At 52.5% G+C, this 22575-nt stretch carries 20 protein-coding genes and 1 tRNA gene; 5 read left to right on the top strand and 16 right to left on the bottom strand.

The features are described from left to right. Positions 1-26: 26 nt before the first annotated feature. The 3 genes from RIC05_RS09215 (at position 27) to RIC05_RS09205 (ending at position 2845) form a co-directional block, all read left to right on the top strand. Positions 27-1742, top strand: coding sequence for a tetratricopeptide repeat protein (locus RIC05_RS09215; protein WP_350046836.1), 1716 nt, complete (start codon positions 27-29; stop codon positions 1740-1742). Positions 1743-1762: 20 nt separating this feature from the next. Then, positions 1763-2692, top strand: coding sequence for a 4-(cytidine 5'-diphospho)-2-C-methyl-D-erythritol kinase (locus RIC05_RS09210; protein WP_350046835.1), 930 nt, complete (start codon positions 1763-1765; stop codon positions 2690-2692). A gap of 78 nt (positions 2693-2770) precedes the next feature. After that, positions 2771-2845, top strand: a tRNA-Gln gene (locus RIC05_RS09205). A 115-nt stretch (positions 2846-2960) separates the two neighbouring features. Here the strand turns inward: RIC05_RS09205 and RIC05_RS09200 are convergent. From RIC05_RS09200 to coxB, 15 genes are all read right to left on the bottom strand, one after another. Continuing rightward, positions 2961-4385, bottom strand: a complete 1425-nt coding sequence (locus RIC05_RS09200; protein ID WP_350046834.1) for a sensor domain-containing diguanylate cyclase — start codon at positions 4383-4385, stop codon at positions 2961-2963. A gap of 191 nt (positions 4386-4576) precedes the next feature. Beyond that, positions 4577-5302, bottom strand: a complete 726-nt coding sequence (locus tag RIC05_RS09195) for a copper homeostasis protein CutC (RefSeq protein WP_350046833.1) — start codon at positions 5300-5302, stop codon at positions 4577-4579. 1 nt (position 5303) lies between these two features. Then, a complete protein-coding gene (locus RIC05_RS09190) occupies positions 5304-6236 on the bottom strand; it encodes an ROK family protein (RefSeq protein ID WP_350046832.1) in 933 nt (310 codons plus the stop codon). A gap of 121 nt (positions 6237-6357) precedes the next feature. Then, complete coding sequence (locus tag RIC05_RS09185) at positions 6358-7617, bottom strand: M16 family metallopeptidase (protein ID WP_350046831.1); 1260 nt, start codon at positions 7615-7617, stop codon at positions 6358-6360. Positions 7618-7665: 48 nt separating this feature from the next. Next, on the bottom strand, positions 7666-9063 hold the full coding sequence (gene thrC, locus RIC05_RS09180; protein ID WP_350046830.1) for a threonine synthase: 1398 nt from the start codon (positions 9061-9063) through the stop codon (positions 7666-7668). 185 nt (positions 9064-9248) lie between these two features. Next, on the bottom strand, positions 9249-9668 hold the full coding sequence (locus tag RIC05_RS09175; RefSeq protein WP_350040903.1) for a cyclic nucleotide-binding domain-containing protein: 420 nt from the start codon (positions 9666-9668) through the stop codon (positions 9249-9251). Between the two features lie 124 nt (positions 9669-9792). Continuing rightward, positions 9793-11280 carry a carboxypeptidase M32 gene (locus RIC05_RS09170; protein ID WP_350046829.1) on the bottom strand — a complete coding sequence of 496 codons (1488 nt, stop codon included), beginning with the start codon at positions 11278-11280 and terminating at the stop codon, positions 9793-9795. Positions 11281-11394: 114 nt separating this feature from the next. Further along, positions 11395-12138 (bottom strand): SURF1 family protein, encoded by a 744-nt coding sequence (locus RIC05_RS09165; RefSeq protein WP_350046828.1) that lies wholly within the window; start codon positions 12136-12138, stop codon positions 11395-11397. 9 nt (positions 12139-12147) lie between these two features. Further along, complete coding sequence (locus RIC05_RS09160; protein WP_350046827.1) at positions 12148-12513, bottom strand: DUF983 domain-containing protein; 366 nt, start codon at positions 12511-12513, stop codon at positions 12148-12150. A gap of 33 nt (positions 12514-12546) precedes the next feature. Beyond that, a complete protein-coding gene (locus RIC05_RS09155; RefSeq protein ID WP_350040907.1) occupies positions 12547-13347 on the bottom strand; it encodes a cytochrome c oxidase subunit 3 in 801 nt (266 codons plus the stop codon). Positions 13348-13429: 82 nt separating this feature from the next. After that, positions 13430-14020, bottom strand: a complete 591-nt coding sequence (locus tag RIC05_RS09150; RefSeq protein WP_350046826.1) for a cytochrome c oxidase assembly protein — start codon at positions 14018-14020, stop codon at positions 13430-13432. A gap of 6 nt (positions 14021-14026) precedes the next feature. Then, on the bottom strand, positions 14027-14167 hold the full coding sequence (locus tag RIC05_RS09145; protein WP_350040909.1) for a cytochrome c oxidase system small membrane protein: 141 nt from the start codon (positions 14165-14167) through the stop codon (positions 14027-14029). Further along, a complete protein-coding gene (locus tag RIC05_RS09140; protein WP_350046825.1) occupies positions 14164-15090 on the bottom strand; it encodes a heme o synthase in 927 nt (308 codons plus the stop codon). The genes RIC05_RS09145 and RIC05_RS09140 overlap by 4 nt, the downstream gene beginning before the upstream one ends. A 79-nt stretch (positions 15091-15169) precedes the next feature. After that, positions 15170-16753, bottom strand: a complete 1584-nt coding sequence (gene ctaD, locus RIC05_RS09135) for a cytochrome c oxidase subunit I (RefSeq protein ID WP_350046824.1) — start codon at positions 16751-16753, stop codon at positions 15170-15172. An 11-nt stretch (positions 16754-16764) separates the two neighbouring features. Next, positions 16765-17616, bottom strand: coding sequence for a cytochrome c oxidase subunit II (gene coxB, locus RIC05_RS09130; RefSeq protein WP_350046823.1), 852 nt, complete (start codon positions 17614-17616; stop codon positions 16765-16767). Between the two features lie 797 nt (positions 17617-18413). Here coxB and RIC05_RS09125 point away from each other — a divergent pair. After that, complete coding sequence (locus RIC05_RS09125) at positions 18414-19232, top strand: hypothetical protein (protein ID WP_350046822.1); 819 nt, start codon at positions 18414-18416, stop codon at positions 19230-19232. 88 nt (positions 19233-19320) lie between these two features. Here the strand turns inward: RIC05_RS09125 and RIC05_RS09120 are convergent, their stop codons facing one another. Next, positions 19321-19899 (bottom strand): YqgE/AlgH family protein, encoded by a 579-nt coding sequence (locus RIC05_RS09120; RefSeq protein WP_350046821.1) that lies wholly within the window; start codon positions 19897-19899, stop codon positions 19321-19323. A 344-nt stretch (positions 19900-20243) separates the two neighbouring features. Here RIC05_RS09120 and RIC05_RS09115 point away from each other — a divergent pair, with 344 nt between their 5' ends. Then, complete coding sequence (locus tag RIC05_RS09115; protein WP_350046820.1) at positions 20244-22463, top strand: protein-disulfide reductase DsbD family protein; 2220 nt, start codon at positions 20244-20246, stop codon at positions 22461-22463. Positions 22464-22575 lie beyond the last annotated feature (112 nt).

Raw genomic sequence — 22575 nt, 5'->3', positions numbered from 1 at the left:
CCGAATTGCGGACGCAGGACAAGCCTTTGAAACGTCAACTGTTACAATTCATCATTCCGATGACGGCACTTGCTCTTTCGGCCTGTAGCTCTATGCCACAGCAGCCTGAACAAGTTGAATTCCAGTATCCGCAATCTGATGGGTTCTCGGGCAACTTCCTTGCCGGTAAAGCAGCCCAGATCGAAAGCCAGTCGAACTATGCCGCGCAATACTTGTTGCGCGCCCACGAACTTGATCCGGACAACGCCGAATTGCGCCGCCGCGCGTTTCTTGCCCTGATCAGCGATGGCCGCATCACCGATGCCACGGATATCGCGACACAGCTTCAGGCGGAAAACTCCGAAGACCTGTTCGCCGCCCTGACCGTGATGGATGCCGCCATCAGCGAAAATCGCTATCAGGATGCCATAGATGTCGTCGCAGCCCTTCCACAACGGGGCATTAACGCCCTGATCTCGCCTTTGGCGAAGGCGTGGCTTTATGCCGGATTAAACGCCCCGGAACAGGCATTGATTTCCCTTGATGAAATGCAGGGAAATGGTTCGCTTACCCCGCTTTCGGAATATCACCGTGGGTTAATTCTTGCCTATTTCGATGATCTGGATGGCGCTGAACGGGCGCTTGCCAGCGCCTATGGCGATCCGGCGGATGCACCATTACGTGCAGCCGAAGCCCTTGGCGCGGTGTATGAGCGTAAAGGGCAGGTTCAAAAAGCCGCCCTGCTTTATGCAAGCTATATGGACCGTCATCCACAATCACTTGCCATGCCATTCCATCTTGCCCGTCTTGAACGGGGTGAGCCGCCTTTGGCAACCATGCTGACCCCGGCGGCGGGTCTTGCCGAAGCCTATCTTGATATCGCGACCCTGCTTAGTCAGGAAAATGCAGTTGAACCATCCTTGTTGATGGCGCGCTATTCTCTTTCCCTGCGCCCCTATGACGATATCACCCGCCTTCTGGTTGGTGAAATCATGGAAATTCAGGGCCGGTTTAACACCGCAATTGACGTCTATGGTGCGATTCCCCATGCATCGCCGCACAGTTGGAATGCCCGCCTGCGCATTGCATCCAGTCTTGAGCAAATCGGGGAATCCGATAAAGCGATCAAGATCCTGCAAGACATGGTCGATGAACGTAAAGACCGCCCGGATGCCTTGATCCAGCTTGGCGATATCTTGCGCATTCAGGGCCAATACAGTGAAGCGGCCAGTGCCTATAACAAGGCGATTGAACGGTTGGGTGGCGATACGCTGGTTGGCTGGCGATTGCTATATCGCCGTGGCATTTCCCATGAACGGGCCGGCGATTGGAAAAAAGCCGAATCCGACTTCCTGCTTGCCCTCGAAATTGAACCGGAACAGCCTTATGTCCTGAATTATCTTGGATATAGCTGGGTTGATATGGGCATGAATTTCGATCAGGCCGAAGACATGCTTAAGCGCGCAGTCGAATTGCAACCTGATGACGGCTATATCGTCGACAGCCTTGGTTGGGTTTATTACAAACTCGGCCGGTTTGATGATGCGGTTGAACAGCTTGAAAAGGCAGTTGAACTGAAACCCGACGATCCGACGATCAATGATCATTTGGGCGACGCCTATTGGCAGATCGGGCGCTATCACGAAGCCCGTTTCCAGTGGCACCGTGCCCTTTCGTTCAATCCGACGACCGAACTGCGGACCACCGTAGAAGCCAAAATCAATGGTCAGGTGCCAAGTGTCGCACCAACTGTCGTGAACTGACCACTTCGGGAAGAAACACCATGTCTGCGACCTATAGCGAACAGGCACCGGCCAAGATCAATCTGTTCCTTCATGTCACCGGCAAACGCGGCGATGGCTACCATCTTTTGGAAAGCCTTGTCTGCTTTACCGCTGTTGGCGATGTACTTACCGGTGAGCTTCGCGAAGACGGCATCGTAACCTTGACCATCACGGGGCCTATGGCGGCTGGCCTGTCGCTTGATGACACCAATGACAATCTGGTGGTCCGCGCTGCACATCTTCTTCAGCAAGAAACCCAAACCACCCTTGGCGCTGATCTTATCCTTGATAAGCGCCTGCCGATTGCATCGGGCATCGGGGGCGGTTCGGCCGATGCGGCGGCAGCAATCCGGCTTTTATGCGATATGTGGAAGCTTGATCTTGCCCCCGCAACGTTGTCGCGCATTGCGCTATCCTTGGGGGCTGATGTTCCGGTTTGCCTTCATGGTCAGACATGCTTGATGTCGGGAATCGGCGATGAGTTAACCGACCTTGCCGATTTGCCACCAATCCCGATCCTTTTGATCAATCCGGGCAAGGCGGTTTCGACACCTGAAATTTTCAAAGCCCGCGAAGACGAAGATTTCAGCCAAACGGGACTTTGGAACATTGATCAGGAATTTAACAGTGGTGCGGCCCTTGCCGATGCGCTTTCGGACTGCGGAAATGATCTGACATTACCTGCCACCGGGATCCTTCCAGAAATTTGTGACGTGCTCAATGCACTGGCCCGCGAGGAAGGGTGTCTTTTGGCAAGAATGTCTGGCAGCGGTGCGACCTGCTTTGGCATTTATGACACCACAGAGCAGGCTGAACGTGCGGCAAATGCTATTGCGCAGGCCAGTCCGGACTGGTGGATTTCGCCGACACAAATCCTGTGTCAGGAGGCCCGCACACTGTCAAATATCGGTGCTTCATTCCCAGACTGAACACTGAACAAAAAAACCTTCAAATAGAGGGTTGCGCTCTGGCGAAGGTAACGCTATTTTCCGCGCCACGCACGCTGATGGGGCGTGGCCAAGTGGTAAGGCATCGGTTTTTGGTATCGTGTACCGTAGGTTCGAATCCTACCGCCCCAGCCAAAACAAACCGCTTTGAGGTTTTTTCCTCAAAGCGGTTTTCTTTTTTCCGTCTCACGATGTTATTTCTATCGCGGCCCGCTTATCAAAATACGCGGGCCCTACGCACAATTGGGCGTTAACTTTCGTCTTCTGAATACATCCGGATGGTATCACGGCCCGCCTGTTTGGCTTCATACATCGCAATATCCGCGCGTGACACCAACTTATCAATTGTGTCTTCAGGCCCGGCAATTCCAAGCCCGACACTAAGGGTAAGCTTCACCTCGACATCCTGTGCGTGGAAATCGGATTGACGCATACGGTCGGTCAACCGTTTGAGATATTTAAGCGCGCCTGCGGCCTTCGTTTCAGGCATCAAAATCAGGAATTCTTCCCCGCCCCAACGTGCAATCACGTCGGTATCGCGCATCATTTCAGCCGACACTTTGGCAAAAAGCTTCAGCGCATCATCACCGGTGTCATGACCATAACTGTCGTTAAGGTCCTTGAAATTATCGAAATCAAGCAAGGCAACAACAAGTGACTTGTTATAGCGTTTTACCCGTTCCAATTCAGCCCGCAGGCAGTTTTCCATGTGACGGCGGTTAAACAGCCCGGTCAAAGGATCAAGTGTCGCAAGACGTTCCAATTCTGCACGGGTTGTTTCCAACTCACGCCAATCACGTGTGCGGGCAATTTCGTGGCCCAGCCATGCGGCGAACAATCGGACAAGCTCGATATCCTGCCCGGTAAATTTGCGTGTCGGTGTCGGGCTTGAGAAGTTTAACGTTCCGTATCGTTCACCATCGGTCACAATCGGGGCACCAAGATAGGCTTCTAGCCCGAAATTCTTGTAACACGGGTGGGTTTGAATTTCGCTTTGTGCAACATGGTGGAAGCCCCGCACATCATCGGCTTTGACCACATGACTGCAATAGGTGTCACCAAGATCAAAGCTCATGCCCGGTGTCAGGGCATTTTCAGGATGTATGGCCTGCTGAACTTCATATTGGTCATCTGTGATTTTGCTAAAAATGCCAATCGGCAACCCAAAATGCCTGGTTCCGAGTTTCAAAATTGCATCAACACGCTGTTCAAAGTTCAGGGCCCGAGACGAGGTTATTTCATGGAGTTGGTTCAGCGCACTTTCCGCCGCCGTCTGGCGCGAAACATCCGTGATCATGCCAAAGAAATAGACCGTGCCGTCTTCGGTCTTTCGAATAACCCCCGAAACTGTTGCTCCGTCAAACACCGATCCGTCCTTGCGGCGATAGCGCACGACATACCGTTCGCCAAAGCCCTCTGCCACCTCGTTATTGTAGCGGGATTTTCCAAGTTCTTCGAAATCAGCCGGATCATCAAAAAGGATGCGGGTTTCCTGACCTAACAGCTCACCCTCGTCATAGCCGAAAAAGTCCGATGCGAGGCCGTTGGTCGCAACCACCTTGCGATCCTGATCCACCACCAGCACAGCAGCATCGATATGCTCAAACAGCTGGGCCATTTCCAGTCCCAGATTTGCAAAATCAAAATGTTGCTTGGTTTCTAATTCGCTAGACATTTCTGCACCCAATCCCTGAAAGGTGATCTGATCGCGATTGTACGCGCCATAATCACACCTTTATTATCAGCTTCTTAATTAACGATTACTGCAATCGGTCTTTTAAGATTAAACACATCTCATACCATCGCATAGGGCAATTCCACGTTCGCGCAATTAATTTAAAGCCCCTGCCCTTAACCCCAATGCACTCACCCGATCATCGCTGCGCAAAGTGCCCGAACCCGGTCTGGATCAACCCGCGTTCGGCCTTCGTCTTCCGGCGAAATTTGGTTGGTGACTTTGCATGAAGCGTGCAGTTCGTGGCCACCGGTTGCGCACAAGATATCTTGCGCATTGGCGGCATTGATCCCGGCCCCCGGTAAAATAGCGATACGTCCCTGTGCAATCGCGACCAGTTGCGCAAGCTGAGTGTGCCCGCTTTGGGCATCCGGCGCACCACCGCTGGTCAGGATACGATCAAACCCCAAGTCAATTGCCTGTGAAAGTGCCTGTGCCTGATCTGCGACCTGATCAAAGGCACGGTGCAAGGTTGTCTGCAAACCAGAACACTCTTCCAACAGACTTTGCAAGGCATCGACATCAAGCCCACCGGCACCATCACATGCCCCAAACACAACGCCTGCCGCACCGTGATCGCGCGCACACGCAATTTCGCGTTTCATGATCGACAGCTCATCAGCGTGATAGTAGAAGTTTCCCGGCCGCGGTCGGATCATGACCATACAAGGTGCGGCAATATCGCCGATACGTTCCATCGCACCGGGTGACGGCGTTAAGCCGCCAAGTGCCAATGCAGAACAATATTCAATCCGCCCAGCCCCGGCTTTGGTCGCGATTTGGGCGTCTTTGAAACTTTCAACACAGACTTCAAGCAAAGGTTGGGATTGCAGTTCTGCTTTGTTTTGCGTGGCCATTCTATTTTGCAGCCCCGTGCAAGGGTTGATTGATCGCCGAATGAAGCATGGCAGCGCCCCGAAGGCCGCCATCACCAGCATGGACGCCCGGAACAACCAACGGCGCGTCATAGCGCCCCAAAACGCGCTTACACACCAATGCATCAATCTGCGCAATGATGACATGCTCGGATGCCATCCCGCCACCAACCGGCACACAATCGGGATCAAGCACATTGATCATTAAGGCAAGTTCACGCGCCACCAGTTCACAATATATTTCGACTGCACGGGCAGCAAAGGTATCCCCGGCCCGCCAGGCATCCGTGATGTCAAAGCTGGTAAGTCGGTTGCCGCTGATCTGGGCATGAATGTTTTCAAGACCGCGCGCGCCCCCCCATGCATCAAGACACCCGGTCTGCCCGCAACCGCAGGCAACCGGTGCAAGACCGGACCGAATGAGCGTTCCTGTCACGTCATTCCCGTGGCCCCATTCGCCGCGCACACCGCTTTTGCCGCCAATAAACTGCTTATCAACAACGATCCCGCCACCAACGCCCGTCCCCAGGATGATCGCAAAAACCGTCTGGGCATCTTTGGCCGCCCCGCTTAAGGCTTCGGCAAGGGCGAAACAATCGGCGTCATTCTCCACAAGAACCTTACGGTTCAGGATTTTGGAAAGTTCTGATGCCAACGGCCATCCCATGATGGCGGGAATATTGGCGGAAATGACCGCGCCATTTTGCGGATCAACAGCCCCGGCAAAACTGATACCAATATCCGGGCGCACATCAAATTCGCGATCAGCTTCGCCCAGCACATCAGAAATAACAGCAACAAACGCATCACGATTGTCTTTTGGCGTCGGTGTTTTACTGTGAAGCAGGATTTCCCCATCATCACTAAAAACGCCGAACTCGATCTTTGATCCGCCGATATCAAAGGCATATTGCATGTTGCTTACCCCATCATCCTGATTGATATGGGGATACACCAGCCTGACCGCTGCGGCAAAAGGAAACGGCACCTGCCCATTTGGACAGGTGCCGTTTTCAGATATCTTTTAGGCTTGGAACTTATTTGCGCAAACGTGCTGCCAAGTCATCATATTCCGGCATTTTATCAACCGGGCCAAGGGCGGTAATGGTTGGCTTGCCATCCAACAGCGCCTTGCCTGCACGGCGCACGCTTTCAATGTCGACAGCATCGACCTTGGCGACGATTTCTTCCATGCTTTGCGGGCGTCCGAAAATCTGGATCTGACGGGCAAGCGTTTCACAGCGACCGGAATTGCTTTCCATTGCCATGACAACCGATGCCTTGAGCTGCGCACGCGCACGGGTGACTTCTTCTTCTGTCAGATCATCTGTCGCACGAACAAGTTCGTCACACATGACCGGCATCAGTTCGCCAATGTCATTGGCCCCCGTACCGGCATAGATCGAAAACAGCCCGCCATCGACATAGTGCGAGGAGAAACTATAAACCGAATAAACCAGACCACGCTTTTCGCGGATTTCCTGGAACAGACGCGATGACATGCCACCACCCAGCAAAGTGTTGAACACTTGCAGGTCAAAGAAGCTGTCATGCGTATAGGAAACCGTCGGCAAGCCCATGATCACGTGAACCTGCTCAAGTTTACGGTTCTCGATCCGGCTGCCGCCTTCGTATTTCAAAGGCTCGATCTCATGGTCTTCATGCGCCGGAAGACTGTCGAACTTTTCCGCAACCATATCGACGATGCGTTGATGTTCGACTTTCCCCGATGCAGAAAACACCATGTTGTTCGGGCTATATCGGCGTGACATGAAATCAAACAAATGATCGCGTGACAGCGAAGATACATTTTCCGGGCTTCCCAGAATCGAACGGCCCAATGCCTGATCTGGCAGGGCCGTTTCCTGGAAATAATCGAAAATGATATCGTCTGGCGTGTCGTTGGCCTGACCGATTTCTTGCAGAATCACCTGACGTTCGCGTTCAAGTTCCTTCGCATCCAGGGTCGAATGCTGAAGGATGTCGGCGATCACATCAATTGCCAGTTCCTGATCTTCATGCAGGACCTTGCAGTAATATGCGGTATTTTCGCGCGAGGTATAGGCATTCATCTGTCCGCCGACAGACTCGATTTCCTCGGAAATCTGCAATGCCGAACGACGACGCGTGCCCTTAAAGGCCATATGTTCAAGCATATGAGAAATGCCGTTGATATCAGGCGTCTCGTTACGCGCGCCGACTTCAACCCAACTTCCCAAGGCCACAGATTCGACATGGTCAAGACGATCCGTTGCGACCGTCATCCCATTGTCAAGCTTGGTAAGCTCGACTGTCATATAGCAGTACTCCTGTTTTTCACATCATGCCTTTTATCTGATTGGCGTTCAGGCCGCACGCCGATTTTTCCGGACATGCGCCATCAATTTCGCCACATCATTGGACATGGGTTCGACCTTTTCTGGTCGGTCATATAGATCAGAAAGACGCGGCGGCAAGTCCGGGTAAATACCCGAGGCCTGTTTTACCGCATCGGGGAATTTTGCTGGATGTGCTGTTGCCAGTGCGACCATCGGAACAGATGTATCACGGTTGCATTCACGTCCCGAAACAATCCCGATCACGGAATGCGGATCAACCAGCTCGCCACTGGTTTCCAGGATATCCTTGATCGCGGCCCGGGTCTGGTCATCATCAAGACGATAGCCATCGAAATGTTCCCGTGCGCGGGCGAACTGCCCTTGCGACATTTCCATAACCCCGGTTTCGCGGAACTTGGTCAGCATGTCGGCAATTGCCAGACCATCACGGTCATACAGATCAAACATCAAACGTTCAAAGTTCGAGCTGACCTGAATGTCCATCGACGGGCTAAGCGACGGCTCAACGCCTTCCATCTTCATCACACCGGTCTCGAAAAAACGGGCAAGGATGTCATTGCGGTTGGCCCCAACCACAAACTGCTTGATCGGAAGGCCCATCTGCATCGCGGCATACCCGGCATAGACATTGCCAAAGTTACCCGACGGAACCGAAAACGAAATTTCGCGTTCTGGCGAACCAAGCTGCGCGCCGGCCCAGAAGTAATACGCGATCTGGCACATGATACGCGCCCAGTTGATCGAGTTTACCGCCGACAGGCCAACTTCATCGCGGAAGCCATGATCATTGAACAGCGCCTTGACCAGATCCTGACAATCGTCAAACGATCCCTCAACAGCAAGGTTATGCACATTGTCCGACAGAATGGTCGTCATCTGGCGACGCTGAACTTCGGAAACCCGACCTTTGGGATGCAGGATGAAGATGTCGATATTTGCCCGGTCACGGCAGGCCTCAATTGCAGCCGATCCGGTATCACCGGATGTCGCACCAACAATCGTGATGCGTTCACCGCGTTTGGCCAGAACATGGTCGAACAAACGACCAACCACCTGAAGCGCATAATCCTTGAACGCAAGCGTCGGACCATGGAACAGTTCCATCACCCAGTCATTCGCGCCAAGCTGTTTTAGCGGTGCGACGGCCTTATGATCGAAACCGTTATAGGTCTCATCAAGAATGGCTTTCAGGGCATCGTCGTCAACGGTCCCGGCAACAAACGGCTGGATCACTTTGAAAGCGACTTCTGCGTAGGTCAGAGTTCGCAGCGCACGGATATCGTCCTTGGAAAAGGTTGGCCATGTTTCGGGAACATAAAGCCCCCCGTCACGGGCCAGACCGGCAAGAAGAACTTCATCGAACTGCAAAACGGGGGCGCTTCCCCGCGTGCTGACATAGCGCACTAGACCTGCTCCTGAATTAGGCGATTACCAGTTCCGTGCATTCGCGCCCAAAAGGCAGCAAAACACACTCCAACGCCTGAGTTAGTGAGGGGAAGTGGGGATATAGTCAAGGGGCAATCAAACAAGCCTGCCGTGCGATACGCATTATCGCGCAAGCACATGATCAAGTCGGCGATGATACCGGCCTAATCATCGACAGAAATGCCATGCTCCTTAAGCTTTGCCTCGGCAATCGCCGCGCGGCGCACCACAGTGCGATAGTTCCCAAGCAGGATTCGCAAAATTGCTTTGATGAAGCGATCAGAACCCGACATTTTCTTTTCAAATGTCTGTCGGCTAACCGCGATCAGGACCGTGCGTTCTGTTGCACGTGCAGATGCCATACGCGGTTGGTTATCAACAAGGGCAAGCTCGCCAAACAGGCCGCCGGCTTCAATCGTGCCAAGAATGACCTCTTCTTCCCCGTTCAGGGTTTTAAAGACTTCAACCTTGCCTTCTTGCACAACATACGCAGCATTCCCCGGTTTTCCTTCCCGGAAAATAACCTGATCTATGGCATAGACCTGCCGGTCCATGACCTTCTTGTTACCGTCGGTTATTCCCATATGACTGTAGCGCCTATGAAGACTGAAACGGGATGCTATCCTGTATAACCACTTATCATCGCACGAAAAACATGGATCCCGAACCAACTGATGCTAGCAGATTACCGCCGTCATTCAATTGGTTTTACTGTCCATACCTGCTCAACATATGTGCCTTGAACGCATCGACGCCAAGAACTTTACCGGTTGCGGCCTGCAATATCTCGTCGGTCGACTTGCTCGAAGCCTGACTATGAATGTTTGTGCCGAGCCAGCCCATCAATGGGCTAAAATCACCACGTGACAAAGCAGCCGGAATTTCAGGTTTGGCATCCTTGGCGGCGGCAAAGATCTGTGCCGCTGCCATTGCCCCCAATGTGTAGGTCGGGAAATAGCCCCAAGCACCAGACGGCCAATGGATATCCTGCATACAGCCATTCCGGTCATCCGATGGCGTAATACCGAGAAGCTTTTCCATCATCTCGTTCCAGGCACCTGGAAGATCAGAAAGCTTCATATCGCCTTCGATCAGGGCGCGCTCCAGCCGGTAACGCAAAATCACATGCGCCGGATAGGTTACTTCATCCGCATCAACCCGGATCAGACCGGGTTCAACGCGGGTATAAAGACGGTGAAGGTTCGTCGCATTCCACGCACGATCATCGCCACCGAATGCCTGTTTGAAGACAGGGCCTGCATACGTCAGGAATTCTTCAGACCGACAGGCCTGCATTTCAACCAGCAGAGACTGGCTTTCATGCATGGTCATGCCACGCGCCTTGCCTACCAGCTGGTTCCGCCAGGCTTTTGGCAATCCACGTTCATACATGGCATGCCCTGTTTCGTGCAGAACGCCCATGATGGCGGATGTGAAATCATTTTCGTCATAGCGGGTCGTGATGCGGACATCATCGGGAATGCCGCCACAGAACGGATGGTGCGAAATATCCAGACGGCCATGGTCGAAATCGAACCCGACCGCCTTCATCAAATCAAGCCCGACCTTGTTCTGCGTTTCAATCGGAAACGGACCAACCGGTGATATCGGCTTATCTTCCGACTTCTGGCGCTCGATCACCTCGGCTGTGAAATCAGGCAAAAAGCCTTCCAGTTCAGCAAACAGAGTATCGATGCGTTCAGATCGCATCATCGGATCATATTGATCCAGAAGCGCATCATAAACCGATGAGCCAAGGGCTTCGGCCTTGGCTTGACCTGCTTCAATCGACAGATCAAGGACTTCCTGCAATTTTGGCAGCAGACCTTTGAAGTCATTTTCTGCCCGTGCGGTCCGCCATGCAACTTCGCAACTGGTTTCCGCGCGTGACATTTTTTCAACCAGATCTGCCGGAACGGCGGTGCCATGCACCCAGCCACGTTTCATCTCAGACAGGTTGGCTTTCTGCCAATCATCAAGACTTTCGCTTTCAGCAGCATCAAGAAGGTCGCCCATCTCGGGGGCATTGACCAGTTCGTTATGCAGGACGCTGAGCGTCGCAAGCTGTTCCGAGCGCGCATCTGCCCCGCCATCTGGCATGATGGCCGCCATGTCCCAATGCAACATCTCGCCGATGTTTGACAGAACACTCATACGGCGGAAACGGGCTTCGAGCTTTTCATAAGCTTGTGTCATCGGGACTCCTGCGCGACCGGGATGCCCCATCGCATTTAATCATTCGGACCAAATCATCAGGATAGCTTCTTCTGCCAGCCATCCTGACGGCTTTGTAACAATGGTGTTTGCGTCTTATGCAGACTTCTTTGAGTGCCCATCATCTGATTTATCGTCATTCGGACGACGATGGTAGAGCACAAACATCACAATCAGCGTCAAGGCGAGGCTGTACCATGTGATGGCATATTCGAGATGACTGTTGGGAAGTTTGACCTTGGCCTGTCCGCCAATTGGCAATCCACCGGGGACGGCCGTGTCATCAAGTTCCAGATAATAAGCGCTTGCAAGTTCAGCGCCGCTATCTTCCGCCATATGGTCTACATCGACATAGAACCACTGATTTTTCAGGGGATCATTTTCCGGCTGCGCCCAATGCTTTTCTCGGGGCAGGCGCAAAACACCGGTAACGTGAACCGGACCTTCAATCAGGCTATCAGGGCGGGTCGCAGGATCACGGTAATCGGCTGGCACCCAACCACGATTGACCAGAATGATACGCCCATCTTCCTGTTCAAGCGGGGTGATCAATTGAAAACCGACATTGCCACGCTGTGTGCGCGCCATCAGGTATTTTTCCTGATCGTTCAAATAATGCCCGTCCGCATAAGCTGCGCGAAAGTCGATTTCCGGATCAAGGACGGTGTCTGTTGGCACCGCAATTGGCGGCAGCTCCGCCTGTGCCTGACGTTGCTCAATCAGATCCTGCTTCCAGAATAACCTGTCCACCTGCCAAGAGCCGAGCCCCAACAGGATAATCAAAGACAACCCGGCGCAGATTTTCATCGCCAGACTAGGGCGCGTGATGAGAAGTGACATAAATTGAAATCAGTCCTGTTCGGATGTCGATCGATGACGAAATTGCAGCGCCACCATGAGACCTTTTAACGGTCTAAGCAAGATCAGTGTGACGCCGACAATCACCGGCCCCCACACCAACGCGTGTAGCCACAGTGGCGGCATATAGGCCATTTCGACCCAAAGTGCCATGGGCACCACAAGAAATCCGAGAATAAAGATAATAAAAACAGCCGGACCGTCGCCGGTATCATGCCCGCGTAAATCCAATCCGCAGACATCACAGTTTTCCCGAACGGTCAAATAGCCCGAAAACAGCTTTCCCCCACCGCAGCGGGGACATTTGCATGCCAACCCGGTACGAATGGGGGAAAGGTTTGGATAAAAATCATCCATGATCTTGGTCCCGAAAAATCGGGTCAGACCGGCTTATTCGCCGCCCCAGATATACACTGCGAAGAACAGGAACAACCAGACAACGTCAACGAAGTGCCAGTACCAAGCTGCTGCTTCAAGACCGAAATGCTGTTTGGCATCAAAGCCATCCTTCATCGCACGGACCAAACAAACAGCCAGGAACACCGTTCCGACAAACACATGGAAACCGTGGAAACCGGTCGCCATGTAGAAGGTCGAAGAATAAATGTTGTCGGCAAAGCCAAACGCAGCATGGCTGTATTCGTACATCTGCAGGAACAGGAAGATGATGCCAAGGCCAACGGTCAGCGCCAGCCCCTGTACCAGATCCTTTTTCTTGCCTTCAAGGCACCCGTGATGCGCCCATGTCAGGGTACAACCCGACAGCAGCAAGATCAGGGTGTTGAGGAACGGCAAATCCCACGGATCAAGAACTTCTACCCCTGCAGGCGGCCATTCGGTCACACCCGGGCTAAAGATCACGAACGCGTTGTGGAAGAACGCCCAGAAGAAGGCAACAAAGAACATTACCTCGGATGCGATGAACAACGACATCCCATAACGCAGACCGATCTGAACGACCTTGTTATGGTAAATCTTTGACTCGGCAATAACATTGCCCCACCAACGGAACATCACAAACAGGATGCCCGCAATGCCGATCCCTGCCAGCCAAAAATCAGCCGGCGCACGGTCCGAATGCATGAACATGACCATGCCACCGGTAAACAGACCTGCCGCAGTTGCAGCCACCAACGGCCACGGGCTTGGATCTACCAGGTGGAACGGATGTTTCTGAGCATGATCACTCATTCCTTGTCCCCCTCAATCTTAAAAAAAGAAACTCAAGTACGTTTTATTAAACGGAGTTAACAGACCACCAGATGGTGAACTGTCAGCCTCCCTGATCTTCGTTCCCGTCCACAACTTCAACCGATGCCTCGGACTTGAAGAAGGTGTAGGACAGGGTAATTGTCTTTACGTCGCGGGTATTCATGTCTTCGGCAATGGCAGGATCAACATAGAAGCTGACCGGCATGTCAACGCGCTGTCCCGGTTGAAGGGTTTGCTCGTCAAAACAGAAACACGCGATCTTGCTGAAATACTGACCGGCCTTAAGGGGTGTAACGTTATAAACCGCCTGTCCCGTAATCGGATGGACAGACATATTTTCCGCCATGTAATGCGCCAGATTATCTTCACCAAGGCGAACCGTAATCTCGCGCTGTTCTGGCTTAAACTGCCAGTTCAGGCCGGAATTAACATCCGCATTGAACCGGATCTTGATGGTTTTTTCAGACACCGCGGTCGGCGCTTGCGCTGCAACCTGGGTCGTGCCGCCAAATCCGGTAACCTGACAGAACAGTTTATAAAGCGGCACAGACGCATAGGCCATTCCAACCATACCGCCGACAACGACAACACAGCTCAACAAGACACGCTTGTTCTGTGCTTTCATTTTGTCTATGCGCGATTGATCAGCCATGGCGTCCTAGCTCATCTTCAAAATTGTGATCGCAAAGAACAGAACGGCCAATCCACCAAGGATAACCAGAAACACCCTGTTCTTCTTTTTACGTTGGGCCAGAAATGCCGCGAGCTCGGCCTTGTTCTGCTCTGCCTGTTCGCTCATGCCATAAATCCAACCAACCAAACATCCGCAACCATCGCCCCGAACAGGACAAACAGATACAGAATGGAATATCCAAACATCTTGTGCGGTGCGCGTTCTTCAGCATTGCGCAAAACACGAACCGCATGGCGCAAGAACCACAGTCCGGTAAGAACCGCTGTCACACCATAAAAGACACCAAGCAATCCGGTCGCAACCGGCACCAAAGTAACTGGCAAAAGCAGAATGGTATAAATGAGCATCTGCTTTTTGGTTGCCGCTTCACCGGCAACAACCGGCATCATCGGAACCCCGACCTTGGCGTAATCCCCGCAACGGAACAGGGCCAGCGCCCAGAAATGCGGCGGTGTCCACATAAAGATAATCATAAACAGCGCGATTGAATTGATATCAATCCCGCCCGTCACCGACGCCCAGCCGATCATCGGGGGAAAAGCCCCGGCGGCACCGCCAATGACGATATTCTGTGGTGTGCTGCGCTTAAGCCACATGGTGTAAACGAAAACGTAAAACGCAATCGAAACAGCCAGCAAAACCGCAGCCGCAATATTGATGGCAACCGCCATCACAGTGACCGAAACAATCGACAGGGCAATGCCAAGTGACAGTGCCTCTTCGGCCTGCACGCGCCCTGCCGGAATCGGCCGGTTTTGAGTTCGTTTCATGTGGATGTCGATATCTCGGTCATACCACATGTTAATCGACGCCGCCGCGCCACTGGCAACTGCAATACAGGCGATTGCGACGAGTCCCAGGAACGGATGAATTGATCCTGGTGCAATCAACAGACCCACAGCACCGGTAAAGACGACCAAGGTCATCACACCGGGTTTAAGCAGCGCAATATAGTCACGCACCTCCGAAATCGGGAGTTTTGCGATGTCTTCAAGCGCAAGGGTCTGGTTGGCAACCTGCTTGGTCATAGAAATCTGGTCTTCTCTTTTTGGGGCGGTAAGGCGCCCCCCGCAAGACAGTCCTGCGGGGGACTTAAACCAGGATCACTTACTTGATACGCGGCAGTTCGTCAAAGGTATGGAACGGCGGCGGCGAGCTGACGGTCCATTCCAACGTATCTGCACCTTCGCCATATGGATTTGCTTCGGCCTTCTTGCCACGGATGAAGGCATGTGCCACCACACCAAGGAAGAAGATGGTCGATGCGAATGAAAGATACGCACCGTAAGACGAAACAAGGTTCCAACCAGCAAACGCATCCGGGTAGTCAGCATAACGACGTGGCATGCCGGCAAGACCCAGGAAGTGCTGCGGGAAGAAGGTCAGGTTAACGCCGATGAAGAAGAGCCAGAAGTGGATCTTCGCACCAAGATCGGAAATCTCGTAACCCGACATTTTGCTGAACCAGTAATAGAAGCCAGCAAAGATCGAGAAGATGGCGCCAAGTGACAGAACGTAGTGGAAGTGAGCCACAACGAAATAGGTGTCATGCAACGGCAAATCCATGCCCGAGTTCGCCAAAATCACACCTGTCACACCGCCCACAGTAAACAGGAAGATAAAGCCGATTGCCCAAAGCATCGGAGCACGCAAGGTGATCGAACCACCCCACATGGTCGCAATCCACGAGAAGATTTTAACCCCGGTCGGAACCGCAATCACCATCGTCGCCGCGGTGAAGTATGCGCGGGTATCAACGTCCAAGCCCACCGTATACATGTGGTGCGCCCAAACGATGAAGCCGACAACACCAATTGCCACCATCGCATATGCCATCCCGAGATAGCCAAAGACCGGCTTGCGCGAGAAGGTAGAGATGATGTGACTGACGATGCCAAAGCCCGGCAGGATCATGATGTAAACTTCAGGATGACCAAAGAACCAGAACAGGTGCTGATACAGGATCGGGTCACCGCCACCGGCCGGATTAAAGAAGTCCGTGCCAAAGTTACGGTCGGTCAGAAGCATGGTGATCGCGCCACCCAGAACCGGCACAGCCAGCAAAAGCAGGAATGCCGTTACCAGCATTGCCCATGCAAACAGCGGCATTTTATGCAGGGTCATACCCGGCGCGCGCATGTTAAAGATGGTCGTGATGAAGTTCACCGCGCCAAGGATCGAGCTTGCACCGGCAAGGTGCAGCGCAAAGATCGCAAGGTCAACCGATGCATCAGGATGGCCAAGGACGCCTGAAAGCGGCGGATAAACCGTCCATCCGGTCCCGGCACCGCTGCCAACAACAGCAGACAGCAGCAACAGGATGAAGGCCGGAACGATCAGCCAGAACGAAATATTGTTCAGACGCGGGAACGCCATGTCCGGCGCACCGATCATGATCGGTACGAACCAGTTGCCAAAACCGCCAATCATGGCTGGCATGACAACAAAGAACACCATGATCATGCCGTGCGCGGTCACAAGCACGTTGAAGAATTGGGGATCCTCAATGACCTGTGTTCCCGGATGTGCCAGTTCCATACGGAACCAGACCGAAAACGCGCCGCCAATCAGACCGGCAACCACAGAGAAAATAAGATAAAGCGTCCCGATGTCTTTATGGTTGGTTGACAGGAACCAACGGGTAAAGAAGCCGGGGGTATGATCGTGATCGTGTGTATCAGCGTGAGCCATTAATCTCTCCCTCACTCTGCCGATGCCACGGAAACCGAAGACGGCAAGTCAGCTGATGCGAACTGTTCTTGTGCCTTGGCGACCCAGGCTTCGTATTCTTCCATGGTAACAGCTTTGACTGCGATCGGCATATAGGCGTGGTTCACACCACACAGCTCCGAACACTGACCATAGAAGGTTGTACCGGCATATTCACCCGGAATGCGGGTCCAGGTTTCGTTCAGTCGGCCCGGCACTGCATCAAGTTTGATGAACAGCGATGGCATGGCCCAGTTATGGATCACGTCATCGGACGTCATGATCAGACGAATGTTCTGGTCAACCGGCAGGACAACGGGATTGTCCACATCCAGCAAACGCATTTTGCCTTCGGCAACGGCCGTTTCCTGGTCGATCATCAAAGAATCGAACGTGAAATTGCCATGATCAGGATATTCGTAAGTCCAGTACCATTGCTTGCCGATAATCTTGAGCGTCATATCGGCATCTTCGACACGGTCTGCAAAATACAGCAGACGGAACGACGGGATCGCAATAACAAGAAGAATAAGGACCGGAACAACCGTCCAGACCACTTCAAGAAGGGTATGGTGGGTTGTCTTTGACGGTACCGGATTGCGCTTCGCGCTGAAGCGATAAAGCACATAAAGCAGCAAAAACAGAACGATCACAGTAATGATCGCCATCATCCACGTCACGAGATTAAAAAATTTCTGGCCTTCAACAGCCACAGGCGAAACCGGATCCTGCAGCCCAAGCTGCCAGGGTTCAGGCTGACCGACAGCGGCAAGTGCCACGCCATCAAACCCGGTAATTACCGCCAATCCCAACAGAAAGATGGGAAATAGCTTCTTGACCGACATGCGAATCTGCCCCCTCGCATTACATCTCAAGGCGATATGCCTCAATCGTCTCCACCCCTAACGGTGACATCTTGTCTGAGGATAATGGCCCCTCTCAAGGACAATATCATCTTCTCAACCAAAGATTACGCACACCATCAGACCGGAGCATTTCCTCTGACATATCTTATTCTTAATAAGCCTGCACCCGAAAGTACATCAGTAAGGCAAGCAAATAGCGTATCTTATGCACCTGTTCCAGAAAAAACCTCGCTGCGATGCACAAAAAATGTACTTGCAATCAAATTGAATTATCGTTCTGGTTTTGATCAAAACAGCTATAAATTCCCACCCTTAGATAGAAAAACCGCCATTCCGCTCACGATATCCAGAGCACCCCTTCGATTGCTGCTGTGCAACATACACAGAAAAGCCGGTTAAATCCCTTCAACCAATGGCTAAAGCCTGCTGCGTGCTTTGTCTGACACCGTAATTCATCGATACAGAGAAGTGCCGTTACGGCATGTTGATCTTGGTAATGCCATACCGCACATCAACGCATGATCGAAGATAACCACTTGTTCAAATGTGCGATTCGCGCAAACGAATATGACAAATAGTGCATACCTAAATTAAATTCCGCGGCTGAAGCCTTTAATTATGTGTGTTTTTCCCCAATATCACGGATATGAATTCGGTTGGCGGGATCAGGTTTGCGGACTACTCTACCCAAACGTATGCATCTGACTAACCAATCGCTGTGAGTGACTTTCATAGCCACTTGCAGGATGCCGACAGATAAAGACAGAGGTTCGTCGATGGCACACCCAGGAAGCAAAAGACTTTTTACCGCCGAGATGCGGTTGCTTAACAAGCTCGAAACCATGAGCGACATGGTCAACCTGCCCACTCCAATGCCAACCGACATGGCTTCATCGGGTGGTGGCGCTGATCTTTCGACCCTTCATACTGCGATCGAAGACCTCAAGCTTGAGCTGCTGTCTGATATCCGCATCATGATCGAAGAACAGAAAAAGATGACGGCACAGCCCGTCGAAAACGAACAGGAAGACGCGCGCAACGAGTTGCGTATGATGAAAACTGAAATTCGCGCGCTTGCCAATTCCATTCAGGAAACCAAAAAAGAAATCGCGGCCCTCTATACTGCGCCCGAAGATTCGTCGGGAACGCGTATTAACATCGTCAAGGGCGAGCTTGATTCCGTTGTCGCCGCAACCGAGGATGCCACCGCAAACATCCTGGACACTGTCGAAAAGATTGACGCTGTTGCACACAATATTCGATCTGCTGCGCCCGATGATTACACGCAGGGCCTTGCCGATGACATTGTTGAGCTGGTTGTCAAAGTCTTTGAATCCTGTAACTTCCAGGATCTGACGGGGCAGCGGATTACAAAAGTCGTCAACACCATGAAATACATCGAGGAACGCGTGAACCGCGTGATCGAAATTTGGGGTGATGATGACTTTGGCGACTTTGACCTGCCTGCCGATCCCAAAGGGCTTGATAACCTTGATAAAACGGTTACCAAAGCACCGCAGAACGCCCAGCGCGTTTCACAGGACGAGGTTGATCAAATCTTCTCGCAGGAAGAAATTGACGCCCTGTTTGACTGACCGAAATCAACATCAGCGAAAATGCACAAAAGCCTGCCAACCGGCAGGCTTTTTCTTTGGGAAAACGCAGGCAAGAGTGCCACAAAGCTTAGGCATGACCAGCTTCGCCTGACAGCAATTCCGGCGCAAAGCCAAGTTTGGTAAAGGCCTGCTCCCACTTATCTTCGCAATCGATATCAAACAAAAGATCCGCATCCGCATCAACATGCAGCCAGCCATTGGCAAGGATTTCATTTTCCAGTTGCCCGCTGCGCCATCCGGCATATCCAAGTGCAAGAATGCGGCTTTGCGGGCCTTCGCCCAGTGCAATCTGCTCCAGAATATCAACTGTCGCCGTTACCGAGACACCCCGATCAACATGCAAGGTTGCTTCGTTTGAAAAATCCGTCGAATGCAAAACAAACCCGCGGCTGCTTTCGACCGGGCCACCGAAATGAACCTGAATGTCTTCAATGGTCGGCGCAGGACGTGCAATGCCAAGCTGTTCAAGCAGTTCAGGGAAGGTGATGCTGTCAATGACGCGGTTGATCACCAACCCCATCGCTCCGTCTTCGTTATGGGCACAGATATAGACAACACTTTGCGAAAAGCGTGGATCACGCATGCCAGGCATTGCCACCAGCAGCTTGCCACCCAGATATTCGCCTGTGTCCGCTTTTTCGCCCATCTCTCAACTCTTTCCGTACTGTTTCATCAAGCCTAGCGCGATTGCCCTTCTTTTACCATCAAGAACCCTGAAAAACGTAATGCAACATCCTTCACGCCCGGTCTTGCCGACTATCTTAGATGTAGTGTTTCTGCCTCGCATACGCCAAGGTTCATGTTAATTTTATTGCATATGACGCGCGAAGTTATCCAATCCGCGCGGCTTACTGATAACGAGGTCACGCAGTCGTGGCTTGATTTGATTGATCCTTACGATTACGCCTTCAAAAGGTCACAGGCATTTGTTTTGTGCGACAACTACGACCTGAATGATAAAGATCAATATCACCTGCTAAGGACCAAGACGTGCTCCGCCACCTGATCGCCCGCCTTACAATCCTGTTTACCTTTGCCCTGACAATGATTGGCGCGATGGCTCCTGCCATGGCGGCATCGGACATGGCATCGGACTGGGTTGACGAAGATTTTGCGTCCCTGCGCCTGATCAGTGTGCAGACCCGCACCAGCACGTCTGACACGCTTCGTCTTGGTCTTGAATTTGAACTGCAGCCTGATTGGAAAATCTACTGGCGCAGTGCCGGGGATGCCGGTTTCCCACCGCAACTCGATTGGACTGGCTCAGAAAACGTCGGTGATGCCGAAATTCTGTGGCCTGCCCCGCACCGTTTTTCGATTTTTGGGCTGGAAACATTTGGCTATAAAAACCACATCATCTTGCCGATTGATGTTGCGGTCCCATATCCGGATCAGCCCGTTTCAATCGCCCTTGATGTTGACTACCTCGTTTGCAGCGATATTTGCATTCCGGCAGTCGCCAGCTTCAATCTTGATATTCCGGCCAACGATGCGTCAACTGGCACCTCTTCCACATCAATTGCCAGCAACCACGCCCATCAGATCGAGAAATTTGTCTCCCGCGTGCCCCTAACGGGTACCGGTCTTCCGATTTCGGTCAGTCACATTTCCAGCAGCCAGACAGCTGATCAGACAATATTGCACCTTGGGATCCGTGGCCTTTCATCGGCCGGGGTCAATATTGATGACATCCTGGCCGAAAGCGACCGTCGCATTGGCTTTTCCGCCCCTGTCGCGGCACAGGCACCAGCAAATGACGACCATGATCTACAATATTTCGACCTTGCGGTCTTTGGCTTGGAAGACGGGCAGAACCTGAATGACCTGCCGCTCACCATCACCGTGATTGCCGGGCCGTTATCCGTTGAACAAGACCTTTTGGTTGGCAGCAATAACGATCAAATCGCATCGAATAGCACCGGGTCCCCGAGCGCGCGGGCAGATATCAATATTTGGCTGATCGGGCTGTTTGCCTTGCTTGGCGGGCTGATCCTGAACGTCATGCCCTGCGTCTTGCCGGTTCTCTCGATCAAGGTCATGTCCGTGATCAATGTGCGCGAACAGGATATCGGCAAGGTGCGGCTTGGCTTCCTTGCAAGTGCGGCGGGCATTGTCACATCCTTCTGGCTTATTGCCGCGGTCTTGATCGCCATTAAGCTTACTGGCGGATCGATCGGCTGGGGCATTCAGTTCCAACAACCGCTGTTCCTGACGGTCATGACCATTATTCTTGCGCTGTTCGCACTCAATATGTGGGGCCAGTTTGAAATTGGTGGTCCGGATCAGTTGGGCAATGCGGCCAATGATGCCATTACCAAACAGGAAACAAGTGGCCGTTACCTGAGCAGTCATTTCCTGACCGGCATGTTTGCAACATTGCTGGCCACCCCCTGTTCGGCCCCCTTCCTTGGCACGGCAGTCGGCTTTGCCCTTGCCGGTGATACCCTTGATATCTTCTGGATTTTCACCCTGCTTGGCGTTGGCCTTGCCTTGCCCTATCTGGCAATTGCCATTCAGCCCCGTGTTGCGCATATATTGCCCAAACCGGGACGCTGGATGAATGTCGTAAAAGCGGTTCTTGGATTGGCCCTGATCGGGACAGCGGCTTGGCTGTTGGGCATTCTATCGGTTCAAATCGGCATGACCGGCGCCATTTTCGTTGGTATTGGCCTGCTGATCGGTGGAGTATTTGTCTGGGCACGTAAACGTGCATCATCCTTACGCCCGCGATTTGCTTTTACCGCATTTGCTGTTTTGGGCTTCCTTGTCGCCCTGTTTGCACCGGGCTTTTCCCAACCTATTGCACCGATGGCTGGCAACACCAAAACAGGTCCGCTTCAATGGCAAAGCTTCGCACCTGAAACCATTGGCAGCCTTGTTGCGAATGGAAAAACGGTTCTGGTCGACGTCACCGCCGAATGGTGTGTGACCTGTCAGGTCAATAAAAAGCTGGTGCTTGAAACAGCCGAGGTTTCCGAGGTGCTTCAAAGCGATAACATCGTTCTGATGCAGGCCGACTGGACCCGCCCGAACCAACAGATTTCTGATTATCTGGCATCTTATGGGCGTTTTGGCATTCCGTTTAATGCGGTCTTTGGTCCCAATGCGCCTGACGGAATTTTACTATCAGAATTGCTCAGCACCGATGCTGTTTTGACGGCTCTGCGCGATGCCAATACCAGCAGTGACCTTGCAAAAAACGCACAATGATCACACTTCAAAGATCGCCCGTAGAGAAAGTGCAGCAGGCGTTTCAGGCATCACTCAAAGATCGCTGAAAAGTCTTCCTGATGAAACTTACGAAAAACACCGCTGGATGGCA

The sequence above is a fragment of the Thalassospira sp. genome (assembly GCF_040218635.1).
Taxonomy (GTDB): domain Bacteria; phylum Pseudomonadota; class Alphaproteobacteria; order Rhodospirillales; family Thalassospiraceae; genus Thalassospira.
This window is presented reverse-complemented; position numbering and strand designations above follow the sequence as displayed.